The 16,745-nt window shown below is 60.2% G+C and carries 15 protein-coding genes and 1 pseudogene; 7 read left to right on the top strand and 9 right to left on the bottom strand.

What is annotated here, in order from left to right:
* Positions 1-308: 308 nt before the first annotated feature.
* Positions 309-1,586: an acetyl-CoA C-acetyltransferase gene (locus KUF73_RS30915; protein WP_218441725.1), complete on the top strand. Its 1,278-nt coding sequence runs from the start codon at positions 309-311 to the stop codon at positions 1,584-1,586.
* 178 nt (positions 1,587-1,764) lie between these two features.
* Complete coding sequence (locus KUF73_RS30910) at positions 1,765-2,556, top strand: helix-turn-helix transcriptional regulator (RefSeq protein WP_218441724.1); 792 nt, start codon at positions 1,765-1,767, stop codon at positions 2,554-2,556.
* Positions 2,557-2,634: 78 nt separating this feature from the next.
* Here the strand turns inward: KUF73_RS30910 and KUF73_RS31890 are convergent, their stop codons facing one another.
* Both KUF73_RS31890 and KUF73_RS31885 read right to left on the bottom strand, forming a co-directional pair.
* Positions 2,635-3,363, bottom strand: coding sequence for a methyl-accepting chemotaxis protein (locus tag KUF73_RS31890; protein ID WP_371135577.1), 729 nt, complete (start codon positions 3,361-3,363; stop codon positions 2,635-2,637).
* 129 nt (positions 3,364-3,492) lie between these two features.
* Positions 3,493-4,581 (bottom strand): annotated as a pseudogene (locus KUF73_RS31885) (cache domain-containing protein); the annotation flags it as partial.
* Positions 4,582-5,025: 444 nt separating this feature from the next.
* Between KUF73_RS31885 and KUF73_RS30900 the strand changes: the two are divergent.
* On the top strand, positions 5,026-5,919 hold the full coding sequence (locus KUF73_RS30900; protein ID WP_218441722.1) for a PA4780 family RIO1-like protein kinase: 894 nt from the start codon (positions 5,026-5,028) through the stop codon (positions 5,917-5,919).
* 148 nt (positions 5,920-6,067) lie between these two features.
* On the opposite strand, the gene cueR is transcribed toward KUF73_RS30900, so the two are convergent.
* From cueR to KUF73_RS30885, 3 genes are all read right to left on the bottom strand, one after another.
* A complete protein-coding gene (gene cueR, locus KUF73_RS30895; RefSeq protein ID WP_218441721.1) occupies positions 6,068-6,472 on the bottom strand; it encodes a Cu(I)-responsive transcriptional regulator in 405 nt (134 codons plus the stop codon).
* Positions 6,469-8,862 carry a heavy metal translocating P-type ATPase gene (locus KUF73_RS30890; protein ID WP_218441720.1) on the bottom strand — a complete coding sequence of 798 codons (2,394 nt, stop codon included), beginning with the start codon at positions 8,860-8,862 and terminating at the stop codon, positions 6,469-6,471. Before KUF73_RS30890 ends, cueR begins: the two co-directional genes overlap by 4 nt.
* A gap of 148 nt (positions 8,863-9,010) precedes the next feature.
* Positions 9,011-9,394 (bottom strand): hypothetical protein, encoded by a 384-nt coding sequence (locus KUF73_RS30885; protein WP_218441719.1) that lies wholly within the window; start codon positions 9,392-9,394, stop codon positions 9,011-9,013.
* 160 nt (positions 9,395-9,554) lie between these two features.
* Between KUF73_RS30885 and KUF73_RS30880 the strand changes: the two genes are divergently transcribed.
* Both KUF73_RS30880 and KUF73_RS30875 read left to right on the top strand, forming a co-directional pair.
* Positions 9,555-9,752: a cation transporter gene (locus tag KUF73_RS30880; RefSeq protein WP_218441718.1), complete on the top strand. Its 198-nt coding sequence runs from the start codon at positions 9,555-9,557 to the stop codon at positions 9,750-9,752.
* Positions 9,753-9,900: 148 nt separating this feature from the next.
* Positions 9,901-11,097, top strand: a complete 1,197-nt coding sequence (locus KUF73_RS30875; RefSeq protein WP_218441717.1) for a multidrug effflux MFS transporter — start codon at positions 9,901-9,903, stop codon at positions 11,095-11,097.
* An 8-nt stretch (positions 11,098-11,105) separates the two neighbouring features.
* Here the strand turns inward: KUF73_RS30875 and KUF73_RS30870 are convergent, their stop codons facing one another.
* Together KUF73_RS30870 and KUF73_RS30865 are read right to left on the bottom strand one after the other, a co-directional pair.
* Positions 11,106-11,276, bottom strand: coding sequence for a hypothetical protein (locus KUF73_RS30870; protein WP_218441716.1), 171 nt, complete (start codon positions 11,274-11,276; stop codon positions 11,106-11,108).
* 237 nt (positions 11,277-11,513) lie between these two features.
* Positions 11,514-12,527, bottom strand: coding sequence for a zinc-binding alcohol dehydrogenase family protein (locus KUF73_RS30865; protein ID WP_218441715.1), 1,014 nt, complete (start codon positions 12,525-12,527; stop codon positions 11,514-11,516).
* Between the two features lie 116 nt (positions 12,528-12,643).
* Between KUF73_RS30865 and KUF73_RS30860 the strand changes: the two genes are divergently transcribed.
* Positions 12,644-13,573 carry a LysR family transcriptional regulator gene (locus KUF73_RS30860; RefSeq protein ID WP_218441714.1) on the top strand — a complete coding sequence of 310 codons (930 nt, stop codon included), beginning with the start codon at positions 12,644-12,646 and terminating at the stop codon, positions 13,571-13,573.
* A gap of 314 nt (positions 13,574-13,887) precedes the next feature.
* Positions 13,888-14,622 (top strand): helix-turn-helix transcriptional regulator, encoded by a 735-nt coding sequence (locus KUF73_RS30855; RefSeq protein ID WP_218441713.1) that lies wholly within the window; start codon positions 13,888-13,890, stop codon positions 14,620-14,622.
* 66 nt (positions 14,623-14,688) lie between these two features.
* Here KUF73_RS30855 and KUF73_RS30850 read toward each other — a convergent pair whose 3' ends face one another.
* Both KUF73_RS30850 and KUF73_RS30845 read right to left on the bottom strand, forming a co-directional pair.
* On the bottom strand, positions 14,689-15,642 hold the full coding sequence (locus tag KUF73_RS30850) for an adenosine deaminase (protein WP_218441712.1): 954 nt from the start codon (positions 15,640-15,642) through the stop codon (positions 14,689-14,691).
* Between the two features lie 81 nt (positions 15,643-15,723).
* On the bottom strand, positions 15,724-16,689 hold the full coding sequence (locus tag KUF73_RS30845; protein ID WP_218441711.1) for an isopenicillin N synthase family oxygenase: 966 nt from the start codon (positions 16,687-16,689) through the stop codon (positions 15,724-15,726).
* Between the last annotated feature and the right edge of the window lie 56 nt (positions 16,690-16,745).

The following is a 16,745-nucleotide window of genomic DNA, read 5'->3' as shown; positions in this document are numbered from 1 at the left end:
GTCCAACCTTGCAAATGCGGGCTCTCGCCAAGGACGGGCCCAAGATACCGTTCGAACTATACGAGTGAGTGTGGAGGGTAGGAGCACGATCTACATTGCAGGCAAAAAGCCTAAGGAGCTGCGCGGCTTCCAGGTCCCTCCCTCGATGATCAGTCGAGAACTATCGCTCCTGACGGAGCGATAGTCGAGATACAAGGAGCTGCCGAAGGCTGCGATCTTTTGACTTTGGTTTTTGAAATCAAGATCAAAAAATCGCAGCCTTCGGCAGCTCCTACCGGGTTTAGCGATTTTTTCATCAGGAGCTTTTCATGACTCAACTGCGTCGCGTCGCGATCATCGGTGGTAACCGGATTCCTTTCGCCCGCTCCAACGGCCCCTACGCCACCGCCAGTAATCAGGACATGCTCACCGCCGCGCTCGAAGGCCTGATCGAACGCTACAACCTGCATGGCCTGCGCATCGGCGAAGTGGTCGCCGGGGCGGTGCTCAAGCTGCCACGGGACATGAATCTGACCCGCGAGTGTGTGCTCGGTTCGCGGCTGTCGCCTGCTACCCCGGCCTACGATATTCAGCAAGCCTGTGGCACCGGGCTCGAAGCCGCACTGCTGGTGGCGAACAAGATTGCCCTGGGGCAGATCGAGTGCGGCATTGCCGGTGGCGTCGACACCACGTCCGATGCGCCGATCAGCGTCAGTGAAGGCCTGCGCAAAATTCTGCTGCAAGCCAATCGCGCCAAGACCACCGGCGACAAGCTGAAAACCTTCCTGCAATTGCGACCCCATCACCTGATCCCGGAGTTCCCGCGCAATGGCGAACCGCGCACCGGTTTGTCCATGGGGCAACATTGCGAGTTGATGGCGCAGACCTGGAACATTCCCCGCGAAGAACAGGATCAATTGGCCCTGGAGAGCCATCACAAACTGGCCGCGTCCTACACCGAAGGTTGGCACAACGACTTGATCACGCCGTTCCTCGGCCTCAGCCGCGACAACAACCTGCGCCCGGACCTGACCCTGGAAAAACTCGCGTCGCTCAAACCGGCGTTCGAAAAAAGCGCCAAAGGCACGCTGACCGCTGGTAACTCCACACCGCTGACCGATGGCGCGTCGCTGGTGCTGCTGGGCAGCGAAGAGTGGGCGAAGGAACGCGGCTTGCCGATTCTCGCGTACCTGCGCGACGGCGAGGCGGCAGCGGTGGATTTCGTCAACGGCGCCGAAGGGCTGTTGATGGCGCCGGTGTATGCCGTTCCCCGGTTACTGGCGCGCAACGGCCTGACCTTGCAGGACTTCGATTACTACGAAATTCACGAAGCCTTCGCCGCGCAAGTGCTTTGCACGTTGAAGGCCTGGGAAGACCCGCAATACTGCAAAACCCGCCTCGGCCTTGATGCGCCGCTGGGCGCCATCGATCGCAGCCGACTCAATGTCAAAGGCAGTTCACTGGCGGCAGGTCACCCGTTTGCCGCCACGGGCGGGCGCATCATCGCCAATTTAGCGAAGCTGCTGGAGGCCGCCGGGAAGGGGCGAGGGTTGATCTCGATTTGTGCGGCGGGTGGGCAGGGCGTGACAGCAATCATCGAACGCTGAAGACTCCCCCGTAGGAGCAAAGCTTGCTTGCGATGGCGGTGGGTCAGACAGATTGATGTCGGCTGACCCATTGTCATCGTGAGCAAGCTTTGCTCCTACAGGAGGGCGCGGTGTTGATTGGATGGGTGACATGGCCTAACGTCCGCTCATCAGCCGTCTTGCTACACAAGGCCAACCAATGCCGACTAACGGACAAATCTCCCTCGAACGCTCCATTCCGCTCATCACGACGTTGCCGCGTCCGTTGTACGCACGGGTCGAGAGCCTGAACGCCGGTTCATGGACGCCGTCCCATCGCCACGACTGGGTGCAATTTTCCTACGCGATCAGTGGCGTTCTCGGGGTGCACACTGCTGAAGGCAGCTTCTTCGCACCGCCGCAGTGGGGCATCTGGATTCCAGCGGATCTCGAACACCAGGTCGTGACCTCAATGCGCGCAGAAATGCGCAGCCTCTACGTGCGTCGCGAGGATTGCCTATGGGCGGACGGGCGTTGCCGGGTTCTCGAAGTGACGCCGCTGGCCCGGGAACTGATCAAGAGTTTTTGTCTGTTGCCTGCGGAGTATCCACTGGGTGAGAGTCCGGAAGCGCGGCTGGTGAATGTGCTGCTGGATCAACTGGCAACGTTGCCGGAGGTCGGGTTTTCCCTGCCTTTGCCACGGCATGAACGGTTGCTGGGACTGTGCAACGAGCTGATCGAAAATCCCGAACACACCGTGACCTTGCAGGAATGGGCAGGGCGGTTGGGCACGTCGGAGAAAACCCTGATGCGGTTGTTTCAGCGTGAAACCGGGTTGAGCTTCCGTGGCTGGCGCCAGCGGATGCGTTTGCTGTCATCGTTGAGTCTGCTGGAGGAGGGCGACAGCGTGACCAATGCGGCGCTGGCGTGCGGGTATGACTCGACGTCGGCGTTTATTGCGGCGTTCAAAGGGTTGTTCGGGTTTACGCCGGGAGAGTTGTTTCGGCAGTGAGGGGCTAAAAGATCTCAGCCTGCGGCCATCCATATAGGAGCTGCCGCAGGCTGCGATCTTTTGATCTTATCTTTGATCTTAAGTCTTGAACCGTCGAACCAACCCATCCAGCTCATTCGACAAGCCCGCCAGACTCTGCGAGTCCAGTCGCGCCGATTGCGCCAGTTCCGCCACCAACTGTGCATCGCCATGGATCTGGCTGATGTGCCGATTGATGTCTTCGGCAACCTGGTGCTGTTGTTCCGCTGCCGTGGCGATTTGGGTGTTCATGTCGCGGATCACGTCGACCGACTCACGGATCTGCCCGAAGCTACTGCGTGCTTCACCGATGCGGGTCACCGATTGCTGCGACACTTCCAGGCTCGCGTGCATCTGTTGAGTGACCTGGCTGGTGCGTTTGGCCAGGTTGCCCAGCAGCCCGTCGATCTCCGCTGTGGAATCCGCCGTGCGCTTGGCCAAGGCCCGCACTTCGTCAGCCACAACCGCAAAACCACGACCTTGCTCACCGGCGCGCGCTGCTTCAATGGCCGCGTTCAGCGCCAGCAGGTTGGTCTGTTCGGCGATCGAGCGGATGGTCCCGAGGATCGACTGAATGTCATTGCTGTCGCGCTCTAGCTGTTGCATCGACTGGGCCGACTGTTCGATTTCATGGCTCAGGCGATCGACGCTGGTCACGGCCGCATCAATCTGCTGCTGGCCTTCGCGGGCCTGGCGCTGGCCGCTGTCGGCGGATTCGGCAGCCTGGCTGCAAGAACGCGCCACTTCGTTGGCGGTGGCAACCATCTCGTGGAACGCGGTCGACACCATGTCCACCGCTTCTCGCTGGCGTCCGGCGGCTTCGGCCATGTCGCTGGAAACCTGGGTCGAGCTCTTGGACGTGGCGAGAATCTTGGTCGCAGCACCACCAATGCTCTGGATCAGGTTGCGAATCGCGCTCAGGAACTGGTTGAACCAATTGGCCAGTTGCGCGGTTTCATCCTTGCCACGGATCTCCAGATTCTTGGTCAGGTCGCCTTCACCCTGGGCGATACCTTCCAGGCCATCGGCCACGCTGCGGATCGGACGCACGATAACGCTGGCGAAACTGGCGCCAACCACGGCGAAGATCACGGCCAGTACCGCCGCGATAATGGCGATCAACCAGGTCAGTTGGGTCGCGGTGCTCATCACATCGCTATGCTTGATCAGGCCGATGAAGGTCCAGCCCAGTTGCTCGGAAGGCCAGACGTTGGCCATGTAGCGCTCGCCATTGAGTTCGACTTCGACCAGGCCTTTGCCGGCCTTGGCCAGTTGCGCATAGCCGTCGCCGAGGCTGCCCAGGGCTTTGAAGTTGTGTTCCGGTTGCTTCGGATCAACCAGTACGGTGCCGGAGTTTTCCAGCAGCATCAGGTAGCCGGTTTCGCCGAGCTTGATCTGTTTGACCAGTTCGGTGAGCTGCTTGAGCGACACGTCGATGCTGACCACGCCGCCGTTGGTGCCCAGCTTGTTGTCGATGGTACGTACGGTGCTGACGTAGGACGTATCATTTTCGGCCCAGTAGTAGGCCTCGGTACGGAACGGTTTGCCCGGTTTGGCCTGGGCTGCCTTGTACCATGGACGCTGACGCGGGTCGTAATTGGCCAGTTTGGCATCGTCCGGCCACGACACGTAACCACCGGCGGCGGTGCCGAGGATGGCGTAGGCGTAAGACGGATGGGCGTTGCCCAGGTCCTGCAGGAAGCCGAAGACTTTTTTGTCCGCCTCGCCCTGTGGAATGCTGACGGCGTTCGCGCTCATGTAAGTCTTGAGGCTGTCGTCGGAGTTGGTGATCAGCGGTTGCTTGGCCAGGTATTCGACGTTCTGGCTGATGCCGTCGAAGAACAGTTGCATGGCATTGCTGACCTGACGGATTTCGCGACCGCTGTTGTCGACGAATTCGTCCTTGGCATCACTGCGCAGGTTCAGCACAACGAGGGTGGCGACCAGCACCACGGGCAAGCAGGCGATGATTGCAAACGCCCAGGTCAACTTCTGTTTGATGTTCATCCGCGCTCCAGATTTTCTTGTAGGCCCACGCAGTGCAGATGACTCGCGGTTTATTGGCAGCCGTAAACGTTGGTTTTAACCCGGGTCCGTGAGTGCGGCATCGTTATTATTGTGGAAACGATTGTCGGACAAATCAGTTTGTCACTTAGGACTTCGGCTGCGGTCGTAGGAAATTGAGGTGCTTTGTGAAAAATCCTACGAAGGGTACGAAAAGGGATGTCAGCTTCTGTCACAAATGCTCTTGCAGCCCGCAGGCATCAAGTGCAGCGGGCTCGGCTATGATCGTTGGCGGCCTCTAATGGACCCCCGTTTTCGTGATGAAACCGGCACATTGTGTGCATCCTCAACGTTCATAGGTCGGCACCCCCTCCCCCCGGTGAGTGGATTGCCGTATAACGAATGACTTTCGCGTGTTTGGTAATAAAGGACCCACAATAAAAGCTGATGAAGACTCCAAAACGCATTGAACCCCTGATCGAGGACGGTCTGGTCGACGAGGTGCTGCGCCCACTCATGAGTGGTAAAGAAGCAGCTGTTTATGTGGTGCGCTGCGGTAACCAGTTACGTTGCGCGAAGGTCTACAAGGAGGCGAATAAACGCAGTTTCCGTCAGGCGGCCGAATATCAGGAAGGCCGCAAGGTGCGCAACAGCCGTCAGGCCCGGGCCATGGCCAAGGGTTCCAAGTTCGGCAAGAAAGAAACCGAAGACGCCTGGCAGAACGCCGAAGTGGCGGCGCTGTTCCGTCTGGCCGGTGCCGGTGTGCGGGTGCCGAAACCGTATGACTTCCTCGAAGGCGTGCTGCTCATGGAGCTTGTGGCCGACGAGTACGGTGACGCCGCGCCGCGTCTGAATGACGTGGTGCTGGACCCGGATCAGGCGCGCGAATATCACGCGTTCCTGATTTCACAGATCGTGCTGATGTTGTGTACCGGTCTGGTGCACGGTGACCTGTCCGAGTTCAACGTGCTGCTGACGCCGACCGGTCCGGTGATCATTGACTTGCCGCAAGCGGTCGACGCGGCGGGCAACAACCACGCGTTCAACATGCTGGAGCGGGACGTGGGCAACATGGCGTCCTACTTCGGACGGTTTGCGCCGGAGTTGAAAAAGACCAAGTACGCCAAGGAAATGTGGGCCTTGTACGAGGCCGGCACCTTGCACCCGGCCAGCGTCTTGACCGGTGAGTTCGACGAGCCGGAAGAGCTGGCGGACGTGGGCGGCATCATGCGCGAGATCGAGGCCGCGCGCCTGGATGAAGAGCGCAAGCAAGCGGCACGCGCCGCTGACGATGCGCCACCGAGCAAAGCCGAAGAGCCGCCTCCGCCGTGGATGCAGTGATCATCGGTTAATCAAAAAAACCGGCTTCGGCCGGTTTTTTTGTGGCCCGTTATTTTGGGCCTATTTCGGAGCTGCCGAAGGCTGCGATCTTTTGATCTTGATCGTAAAAAGCTGGATCAAAAGATCGCAGCCTTCGGCAGCTCTTACATTAGGTGTGTGCGCAGCAACCCGACTCAAGATTTTTCAGGATCGGGCAATCAGGCCGATGATCGCCCTGACAGTGCTCAACCAGGTCCTGCAAGGTGTCGCGCAACTGCCCTAGCTCACGGATCTTCTGGTTCAGCTCCTCGATGTGCTGGCGGGCCAACGCTTTCACATCGGCACTGGCGCGCTGGCGGTCTTGCCACAGGGTCAGCAGTTTGCCGACTTCCTCCAGAGAAAAGCCCAAATCCCGCGAACGCTTGATGAACGCCAGGGTATGCAGATCATCGTCGCCGTACACCCGGTAACCGCTGTCCGTACGTTGGGCGGCCTTGAGCAAGCCGATCGACTCGTAATACCGGATCATCTTTGCGCTCAGACCGCTGTGGCGGGCCGCTTGGCCGATGTTCATCGGTTATCCTCCAGGTCCTTGGGTTTCCAGGTTTTCAACAGTAGTGCATTACTCACCACGCTGACACTCGATAGTGCCATGGCCGCGCCGGCCAATACCGGGTTGAGGAAGCCGAAAGCAGCCAGTGGAATACCGATCAGGTTATAGACGAAGGCCCAGAACAGGTTCTGCCGGATTTTCGCGTAGGTCTTGCGACTGATGTCCAGCGCCGCCGGCACCAGCCGTGGATCGCCGCGCATCAGGGTGATCCCCGCCGCGTGCATGGCCACGTCGGTGCCGCCACCCATGGCGATGCCGATATCCGCGGCGGCCAGCGCCGGCGCATCGTTGATGCCGTCGCCGACCATCGCCACCACGCCGGTTTTCTTCAGCGCGGCGACCGTGGCGGCTTTGTCCGCTGGCAGCACTTCGGCGTGCACGTCGGTAATGCCCAGCGCTTCGGCTACCACTTTGGCGCTACCGCGGTTGTCGCCGGTCAGCAGGTGACTGCTGATCTGGCGGGCGCTCAGTTGCCGCACCGCTTGCAGCGCGCCGGGCTTGAGGGTGTCACCGAAGGCGAATAGGCCCAACACCCGAGGCTCGGGGCTTTGTTCGATCAGCCAGGACAAGGTCCGGCCTTCGGTTTCCCAGGCGCTGGCTGAGGCAGCCAAGGGGCCGGCATTCAAACCGCTTTCTTCCAGTAAACGACGATTGCCCAGGGCCAGGCGTCGACCAGCGAGGTTGCCGGCAATGCCGCGCCCGGTCAGGGACTGGCTGTCGGTGACATCGGGCACATTCAGGCTGCGTTCGGCGCAAGCATCCAGCACCGCCTTGGCAAGCGGATGTTCGCTACCGCGTTGCAGGGCACCGGCCATTTGCAGCAGGGCGGCTTCATCGCCATCGATGGCGCTCAAGTGAGCAATTCGCGGAGCACCGGAGGTCAGGGTGCCGGTCTTGTCGAACACCACCGCGCTGACTTCATGGGCGCGCTCCAGCGCTTCGGCGTCCTTGATCAAAATCCCGTAGCGCGCCGCCACCCCGGTGCCGGCCATGATCGCCGTCGGCGTGGCCAGGCCCAAGGCGCAAGGGCAGGCGATCACCAACACGGCAACGGCGTTGATCAGCGCCGTTTCCATCGGCGCGCCGTAAAGCCACCAGCCGATCAAGGTTGCCAGCGCGAGCAAAAGAACTACCGGCACGAATACCTGACTGACTTTATCCACCAGCTTCTGGATCGGCGCCTTCGCCGCCTGAGCGTCTTCCACCAGACGAATGATGCGCGCCAGCACGGTTTCGGCGCCGAGTGCCTGGGTGCGCACCAGCAACCGGCCTTCACCATTGATCGCGCCGCCGGTGACCTTGTCCCCGGGCTGTTTCGGCACCGGCAGGCTTTCGCCGCTGATCAGCGCTTCGTCGGCATGGCTCTGGCCTTCGACCACTTCGCCGTCCACCGGACAGCGTTCGCCGGGTTTGACCAGCACCAGATCATTGAGGCGCAATGCACTGATCGCGACCTCCTGTTCCCGGCCGTCGATTACCTGGATCGCCCGCTCTGGACGCAGCGCTTCAAGGGCGCGAATGGCGCTGGCGGTCTGGCGCTTGGCCCGGCTCTCCAGGTATTTGCCCAGCAGCACCAACGCGATCACTACCGCCGAGGCTTCGAAATACAAGTGCGGCATGCGCCCGGCAGCGGTGGCCCATTCGTAGACACTCAAGCCATAACCGGCGCTGGTGCCGAGGGCGACCAGCAAATCCATGTTGCCGGCACCGGCGCGCACGGCTTTCCAGGCTGCGACGTAAAACCGCGCGCCGAAGATGAACTGCACCGGCGTCGCCAACGCGAATTGCGCCCAGGCCGGGAGCATCCAGTGCACGCCGAACGGTTGCAGCAGCATCGGCAACACCAGCGGCAAGGCGAGGGCGATGGCGGCGAGCAGAGCCCAGCGCTCACGGTGCAGACGGGTTTGTTGATGATCGGTTTGTGGGTGTTCGGCTTCCCGGACGCTGGCGGCGTAACCAGCCTTGGTCACGGCGGCAATCAGGGTTTGTGGATCAATCTGGCCGAGCAGTTCCAGGTGGGCGCGTTCGTTGGCCAGATTGACGCTGACGCTCTTCACCCCAGGCACTTTGTTCAGCGCCCGTTCGACCCGGCCGACGCAGGAAGCACAGGTCATGCCGTCGATGCTCAACTCCAGACTGTGCTGCGGCACGCTGTAACCGGCCTTTTGCACAGCGTCCATCAAGGCTGGCAGGCTGTCGACCGGCGCTTGTACCCGGGCTTGCTCCGTGGCGAGGTTGACGCTGACGGCGCTGGCGCCGATCACTTTGCTCAAGGCGCGCTCGACACGCCCGGCGCAACTGGCGCAGGTCATGCCGGCAATCGGCAGATCAAAAGTGGTGGATTCGGACATGGGGCACGCTCACTGTAGTGGATGACCACAGGATCAACCTTGCCATGCTGGCAAGGTCAAGCGCCATTTTTAAGATCAAAAGATCGCAGCCTGCGGCAGCTCCTACCGGGATCTATGTGCCGCAGGCTGCGATCTTTTGGCTGACGACTCAGTAACCGAGAGCAGCAGGCTTGAGGTACATCCCTTCCTGCGTCATCGCAATCCGGAATTTCAGCACATCACCCGCCCGTAGCCTGATTTCCTGCGAGCCCGGCGCCAACATCCCAGGGTTGCAACCCGGTGCCTGGCCCGGCAGCAATTTGAGACGGAGGGACACATTGCCAGGCGGCAGATTGAATGAGGTGCTTTGCTCCTGGAACAGCCGCGCCGACAATTGGTCGTGGATGTACACGCCGATCTCGCAGTTGGTTGCAACTTCCAGCCGCTCGCGGGAAATGATCAGCACGCCATAGTCTTCACCGGCGGCATTGGCCGAAGGCAGGGCGGCGAAAATGCTGAGGAAGCCAAACAGGCTGAAAGCTGACCAGCGCATGGCTGAATCTCCTGAGATCGAGTCATAGATGGACGCAGCTTGGCCGAGCGCGACGCCGATTGCCAGCCCGGCAGATGTTTTCAGAACTTGACCTTGCCATGGTGGCAAGCTCGACACTGCCCGCAGTCTCACTTGAAAGCCTCATTAAAGGAGTCATCCCATGCAAGTGTTCAATGTTGAAGGCATGTCCTGCGGTCACTGCGTCAAGGCCATTACGGCTGCGGTTCAGGCCAAAGACCCGGCGGCCAGTGTGCGCGTCGATCTGGCAGCCAGGGAAGTCGGCGTCGAGAGTGCGTTGACGGTCGATCAAGTGATTGCTGCCATCACCGAGGAAGGCTACGACGCCAAAGTTGCCTGAGGTTATTTTTATTGCAGGAGCCGAGCAAGCTCGGCTCCTGCAGGTTCTGGGTCTGGGTTTTTAATAGTTAGCGAGCTATCAGAATGTTCAAGGCGTCCATGCGCGGCTAGACTGTCGGGCTGCTGACCTCTGTCCAACTGGATGCCTGATGAACTTCCGCACAATCCTGATTCTCGGCGCCTTGAGCGCATTCGGTCCGCTGGCGATCGACTTTTACTTGCCGGCGTTTCCGGCGATGGCACTCGCATTCGGCACCGATGAACAACACGTTCAATTGACGCTGGCGGCGTACTTCCTGGGGTTGTCGATCGGCCAACTGGCCTACGGTCCGGTGGCGGATCGTTTTGGCCGACGCATTCCCTTGCTGACCGGTGTCGGTTTGTTCACCGTCGCTTCCCTGGCGTGCGCCTATGCGCCGAATCTCGAATGGCTGATCGGTGCGCGATTCGTCCAGGCTTTGGGCGGTTGCGCAGGGATGGTGATCTCGCGGGCAGTGGTCAGCGACAAATGCGATGCGGTGGGTTCGGCGAAAGTCTTTTCCCAGTTGATGCTGGTCATGGGCCTGGCACCAATCCTCGCGCCGATGCTCGGCGGCTTGCTGGTCAATACCACGGGTTGGCAGTCGATCTTCCTGGCGCTGACCGGTTTCAGTGCGCTTGCAGGTTTGGCCGTGGCGCTCGGGTTGCCGGAAAGCATGCCCGCCCATTTGCCACGCCAACCTTTGTCCGGTGCGCTGCGACAGTACGGTCGGTTGTTGAAGGATCCGATATACCTCGGCCACGCGCTGACCGGTGGCATCGCCATCGCCGGGATGTTTTCCTACATTGCCGGTTCACCGTTCGTCTTCATCAAACTCTATGGCGTTCCGGCCGAGCATTTTGGCTGGCTGTTCGGTACTAATGCCGCGGGTTTCATTCTGGTGGCTCAGGTCAATGCGCGATTGCTGGCCAAGCGTGGTCCGGCGTTTCTGCTGGCGCGCACGGTGTGGATTTACCTCGGTGCCGGCCTGACCTTGCTCGCCGTGAGTGCGCTGCACACCGAACAGCTTTGGCCGATTCTGGTTCCGTTGTTTGTGTGCATTTCCAGCCTCGGTTGCATCCTGCCCAACGCCTCGGCCTGCGCGATGAACGGTCAAGGTGCACGCGCTGGCAGTGCCTCGGCGATGCTCGGTTGCCTGCAATTCAGTGTGGCTGCCGGGGCGGCCGCACTGGTCGGTGTTCTACACGACGGCAGCGCGCTGCCGATGGCAGTGGTCATCAGCCTGTGCGGAATTCTGGTGGTGAGCGTGGCGATGCTCACCCGACGTTTGCAAAATGCCCGGGCGTTGGCGCAAGCCCAGGTTTGAGAATGGGCTCAGCCAGCAGCTCGCTGTTGGCGGGCGGGAATTTGATGGGGGGCGTACAAGCGCGCTTCAAGGGTATTGGTGAAGGCGCGCGCTTCTGCTTCGCTGCGGAAGGTGACTGCATGTTGGTCCAGTCGGACCTGCCACTGGGACTTTGCCAATTCTTTTATCAGGATCTTCATTGCTGACCTCCTCAGATAAAAATGTGCCTCGCAGAGGTCTCGATTGTAGTCCTGAATACGATCGAGATTGTGACAACGGTCAACCTTCAGACTGACGGCTCATAACGTCAAAAGAACCGATCGACCCCCGTAGGAGCTGCCGCAGGCTGCGATTTTTTGACTTTGTGTTTTAAGATCAAAAGATCGCAGCCTGCGGCAGCTCCTACAGGGATCGATGCGATCTTCTGATCTTGAGCGTTAGAAACCTTCCAAAACGATCTTGCCCTTGGACTTGCCGCTCTCCAGCAACGCATGAGCACGACGCAAGTTCGCTGCGTTGATGGTGCCAAAGTGCTCGCCAACGGTCGTTTTCAACGTTCCGGCATCGATCAACTGCGCCACACGGTTGAGCAATTTGTGTTGCTCAATCATGTCCGCGGTTTCGAACAGTGAGCGGGTGTACATGAACTCCCAGTGCAGCGACAGGCTCTTGCGCTTGAGCTTGGTGATGTCGAGGGTTTTCGGGTCATCGATCAGCGCCAGTTTGCCTTGCGGTGCCAAGGCCTCGACCAATTGATCCAGGTGCTGATCGGTCTGGGTCAGGCTGGCGACGTGGGTGACTTGATCGAGGCCGGCGCCTTTGAGTGCTTCGCTCAGTGGCTGGCTGTGATCGATCACCTGGTCGGCGCCCAATGCCTTCACCCAGCTTTGAGTTTGCGGACGCGAAGCGGTGCCAATGACCGTCAAACCGGTGAGTTGCTTCGCCAGTTGCGTGAGGATCGAACCGACACCGCCGGCCGCGCCAACGATCAGCAGGCTCTGGCCTTCCTCAGTTTTGCCTTCGCGCACTTGCAGGCGCTCGAAAAGCAGTTCCCACGCGGTAATGGCGGTCAACGGCAGGGCGGCGGCTTCGGCGAACCCGAGGGTTTTTGGCATATGGCCGACGATCCGCTCATCTACCACGTGCAGTTCACTGTTACCCCCGGCACGAGCGATGGAGCCGGCGTAGAACACCTTGTCGCCAGCCTTGAACAGGGTCACCTCACTGCCGACAGCCTTGACCACCCCGGCCACGTCCCAGCCCAGCACTTTGGCCGCGCCGTCTTCAGGCTGGACGTTTTGGCGGACTTTGGTGTCCACCGGGTTGACCGATATGGCTTTGACTTCCACCAACAGGTCACGCGGCCCGGCGACCGGCTCCGGCAGTTCGATATCTTGCAGGGATTGTTCGTCGCTGATCGGCAGGGAAGCGTAATAGGCAATGGCTTTCATAAGTGGCTCCAAGGGTGAAGAAGTTGATGGCGTAGATGATTGGCTATTTCTCCTGAAGATAAAACCGGCTAAAACAGCAGGCTCTTTCAATATTTTTTTGATAATCGGGGCTTCAAATGCTGCGTTTCGATGACTTGCAGTTGTTCGTTCGGGCGGCGGACCTGGGCAGCCTGTCGGCCGCCGCGCGGGGCATGGACATGTCGGCGGCAGTGGCCAGCGCTGCGCTCAAGCGTATCGAGCAGCAACTCGGCGCCCGCTTGCTCGCCCGTTCGACCCGCAGCTTGCGCCTGACTGCCGAGGGCGAAGGTTTTCTTGAATATGCCCGAGCGGCCCTGAGCAATCTTGACGAGGGGCGGCGCTTGTTGACCAGCGGTCAGGATCAGGTCAGTGGGGTGTTGCAGTTGTCGGCGCCGTCAGACTTCGGTCGCAACTTGCTATTGCCGTGGCTGGACGAATTTCAGCGCGAGCACCCGAAACTCACGGTGCGCCTGCTGCTCGGTGATCGCATCGCCGACCTGTTCCGGCAACCGGTGGACATCGCCCTGCGTTACGGCGAGCCGGAAGACTCCAGCCTGGTGGCGATGCCTATCGCTGCGCACAACCGTCGAGTCCTGTGTGCCGCGCCGAGTTATCTGGCCCGGCATGGCGAGCCGCGCCAACTAGAGCAACTGGCCCAGCACAATTGCCTGCTGTTTATGCTCGGCAGCCGCGTCCACGATCACTGGAGTTTTCACGACGGCAAGCGCGAAGTCAGCCTGACGGTCAGCGGCGATCGCTTTAGTGATGATGCCGATGTCGTGCGACTCTGGGCCGTTGCAGGAGCCGGGATCGCCTACAAATCGTGGCTTGATGTGGCTGCCGATGTGCTCGCCGGCCGATTGAAAGTGCTGATGCCCGAACTGCTGTGCGAGCGCGCACCGCTGAATTTGTTGTGCGCCCATCGCGCACAATTGAGTAAGCCAGTGAACCTTTTGCGGGAAATGCTTGCCAGCCGATGCGCTCGATTAAGCAGTCATTTTCCGGGGTTATCGGGCATCGATCATTAGTCGCAGGCAAAAAGCGAAATTTCCCTCAGGAACTATCACCACCAATGGTTTGCGGAGGGCAGGAACCGGCGGTCAACCCGCCTATACTAGCGCTCGCCTCATGTACGCACCGCCGGATGCAACGGCGAGGCCACGCGGACGTCGGCCTTGCACGATGCGCCATCAGTTGACCGCTGCAACAGCAGCGCAGTGATGGCTCATGTGATCGGTGGGTTAGTCAGGTTTGTGGCGGTTTCCACGTCTTGGCCGACGACACAATACTGGTCAAGATGTCTCTGAGCAGTAGACGAAACGATTCAACAGGGAGTGAATACATGGAACATGCACCTTGCATCAGCCAGATAGCCACCTTGCTGGCTGACCCAAAGCGCAGCGCAATGATGTGGGCCTTGATGGACGGCTCGGCGCGACAAACCGAAGAGCTGGCCTTGTTGGCTGGCCTGTCACCGTCTTCGGCCAGTGCACACCTGGGGCGTTTGTCCGCCGGAGGTCTGGTAAAAGTAGAGCCTCGCGGACGCAAGCGGTTTTTCCGCCTGGCCGCCCCCGAAGTCGGTGCCGCGATCGAAGCCCTGGCCAGCGCAACGCTGGCAAGCACGCCCAGGGATATTCCGGACATTTTCAAACGCTCCACCTCCGTCACCAAACCGTTGGCGACGCGTTCGTCACTGCTGCGCGCTAGGCTTTGCGACGACCATCTGGGAGGCACTCTGGCCGCCGACCTGTATCAGCGTTTGCTGGATGCAGGCTGGATCGAACAGTTCGAACAGCGGGTCACTATCACGCTCAAGGGGTCTACAGAGTTGGCGGCTCGCGGCGTATTTATCCAGGCGCTGGCCCACCGCAACGGCCGAGCCGCGTGTGCGTGTCCGGACTGGAGCGAAAGACGCCCGCACATGGGCGGCTCGTTGGGCGCAGCGTTGTTGCAGTTGTTCATGCAGTCGGGCTGGTTGAGCCTGCCCAACGATTCGCGGTCCTTGCAGGTCACTGCCGCCGGGCAACGTGAAATCCATCGCTTTGCCAAGGAAACCGAACTGGAAATGGCACTTTAGAAACATGTGGGAGCGGCAATCCGGCGATCCGATTTGCCGCTCCCTCATAGGTTTCTGCGGTGAACCTTAGGGCTTCACCAACCGCGCATCCAGGCTGTTCTGCGCCAGGCGCTGGGCCTGATCCTGGGTCATGCCCAAGTGGGTGTGCAGCGCATGGAAGTTCTCGGTGACATAACCGCCGAAATACGCCGGGTCATCCGAGTTCACGGTCACTTTTACACCACGTTCAAGCATGTCGAGGATGTTGTGCTGCGACATGTGATCGAACACGCAGAGCTTGGTGTTGGACAACGGACACACGGTCAGCGGGATTTGCTCGTCGATGATTCGCTGCATCAAACGCTCGTCTTCGATGGCGCGCACGCCATGGTCGATGCGCTGGATTTTCAACAGGTCGAGGGCTTCCCAGATGTACTCGGGCGGGCCTTCTTCACCGGCGTGGGCGACGGTCAGGAAACCTTCGTCACGGGCACGATCAAACACGCGCCGGAACTTGCTCGGCGGGTGACCCATTTCAGAACTGTCCAGGCCCACCGCGACAAATGCTTCGCGGAACGGCAACGCCTGATCGAGGGTTTTCTGCGCCTGTTCTTCGCTCAAGTGGCGCAGGAAGCTCAGGATCAAACCGCTGGTGATGCCCAGTTGCTGCTCGCCATCCTTCAGTGCGGCGGCGATGCCATTGAGCACGACTTCGAACGGGATGCCACGGTCGGTGTGGGTCTGCGGGTCGAAGAACGGTTCGGTGTGAATCACGTTCTGTGCCTTGCAGCGCAGCAGGTAGGCCCAGGTCAGGTCATAGAAATCCTGGGACGTGCGCAATACATCAGCGCCCTGGTAATACAGGTCGAGAAACTCCTGCAGATTGTTGAAGGCGTAGGCCTTGCGCAGGGTTTCGACATCGTTCCACGGCAGGGCGATTTTGTTGCGTTCGGCCAGGGCGAACAGCAGCTCGGGTTCCAGCGAACCCTCCAGGTGCAGGTGCAGTTCTGCCTTCGGCAGGGCGTTCAGCCAGTCGTACATTCTTGGAGTCTCATCAGGTGCAATGACGGCATTCTACAGATGCTTGCTGCAACAATTGGTAAAACCTGACCAGCAGGTTCATCACAGCGCTTGCGGTTCCCGTCGATAGGCGTAGGTATCGGCGAAGCGCGAGAGCAGGAATTCGGCGCAGGTGGTGGTCGGATATTTCGCCGGATGCTGCTCATCCTGGCAGCCCGGCAGGCATTCAATGCGCGTGTCGGGGTGTGGCTCGGCGAAAAATGGCATCGAATAGCGATCCACTCCCAACGGGCTGAGTACCCGGTGCGGCGTCGACAGGTAACGGTCGTTGCTCCAGCGCGCCATCATGTCGCCTAGGTTGACCACGAACGTGCCTTCGATCGGGGGCGCGTCGATCCAGTCGCCTTTTACGTTGCGCACTTGCAGGCCGCCGGCAGCATCCTGGTACAGCAGGGTGATGCAACCGTAATCAGTGTGAGCCCCGGCGCCTTGCTGCTCGGTGGAACTGGCGGTATGGCGGGGCGGATAGTGGATCATCCTCAGCACGCTGACCGGTTCATTGAAGCGTGAATCGAAAAAATTGCGTTCGATGCCCAGTGCCAGGGTCATCGCCCGCAACAGTGTTTGTGCGAGTGCTTGCATGTCGATGTAGTGCTGCTCCATCAGCGCCTCCCAACCGGGCAGCGACGGATGACGGTTGGGACCGCGCAAGGATTTCTCCGCCAGCACTTCGGGGTGCTCGGCTGGCAGGTGCAGGCCCATGTCGAAGGTTTCTTTCAAGTCGCTGGGTTTGCTCGGGTCGAGTTGCTCGGTAGCGATGGCGCCGTAGCCGCGATGGTGGCGGGTCTGGGTAATATCGATCTTGAGCTTTTCGGCGGCAGGCTGGCCGAAGAAGCGTTTGGCGTTGTCGAGAACCGCGTCGATTCGTGCCGCGCTGATCGGGTGGCCCTTTATGTAGAAAAAGCCCCATTCGCGGCAGGCGTGGTCGATCTCAGTGGCGACGGATCGCCAGGCGGTTTGGTCGTCGCTGTAGAGCGGGCTGATGTCGATGATCGGAAGGCTGTTCATGCGCAGTCCTTAAAAACGCTGAAATCCCTGTAGGAGCTGCCGCAGGCTGCGATCTT

Origin of the sequence: Pseudomonas sp. PD9R (genome assembly GCF_019200975.1) — a bacterium.
In the GTDB taxonomy this organism is placed as follows: domain Bacteria; phylum Pseudomonadota; class Gammaproteobacteria; order Pseudomonadales; family Pseudomonadaceae; genus Aquipseudomonas.
Note: the sequence above shows the minus strand (reverse complement) of the source record. Positions and strands in the feature narration are given on the sequence as shown.

Coding starts and splice junctions, on each gene's coding strand:
- KUF73_RS30850 (WP_218441712.1), bottom strand. CDS start 15,642: ATGTACGACTGGCTGAACGCCCTGCCGAAGGCAGAACTGCACCTGCAC.
- KUF73_RS30845 (WP_218441711.1), bottom strand. CDS start 16,689: ATGAACAGCCTTCCGATCATCGACATCAGCCCGCTCTACAGCGACGAC.
- KUF73_RS30885 (WP_218441719.1), bottom strand. CDS start 9,394: ATGCGCTGGTCAGCTTTCAGCCTGTTTGGCTTCCTCAGCATTTTCGCC.
- KUF73_RS30875 (WP_218441717.1), top strand. CDS start 9,901: ATGAACTTCCGCACAATCCTGATTCTCGGCGCCTTGAGCGCATTCGGT.
- KUF73_RS30870 (WP_218441716.1), bottom strand. CDS start 11,276: ATGAAGATCCTGATAAAAGAATTGGCAAAGTCCCAGTGGCAGGTCCGA.
- KUF73_RS30890 (WP_218441720.1), bottom strand. CDS start 8,862: ATGTCCGAATCCACCACTTTTGATCTGCCGATTGCCGGCATGACCTGC.
- cueR (WP_218441721.1), bottom strand. CDS start 6,472: ATGAACATCGGCCAAGCGGCCCGCCACAGCGGTCTGAGCGCAAAGATG.
- KUF73_RS30880 (WP_218441718.1), top strand. CDS start 9,555: ATGCAAGTGTTCAATGTTGAAGGCATGTCCTGCGGTCACTGCGTCAAG.
- KUF73_RS30855 (WP_218441713.1), top strand. CDS start 13,888: ATGGAACATGCACCTTGCATCAGCCAGATAGCCACCTTGCTGGCTGAC.
- KUF73_RS30865 (WP_218441715.1), bottom strand. CDS start 12,527: ATGAAAGCCATTGCCTATTACGCTTCCCTGCCGATCAGCGACGAACAA.
- KUF73_RS31890 (WP_371135577.1), bottom strand. CDS start 3,363: ATGGTGTCGACCGCGTTCCACGAGATGGTTGCCACCGCCAACGAAGTG.
- KUF73_RS30915 (WP_218441725.1), top strand. CDS start 309: ATGACTCAACTGCGTCGCGTCGCGATCATCGGTGGTAACCGGATTCCT.
- KUF73_RS30910 (WP_218441724.1), top strand. CDS start 1,765: ATGCCGACTAACGGACAAATCTCCCTCGAACGCTCCATTCCGCTCATC.
- KUF73_RS30900 (WP_218441722.1), top strand. CDS start 5,026: ATGAAGACTCCAAAACGCATTGAACCCCTGATCGAGGACGGTCTGGTC.
- KUF73_RS30860 (WP_218441714.1), top strand. CDS start 12,644: ATGCTGCGTTTCGATGACTTGCAGTTGTTCGTTCGGGCGGCGGACCTG.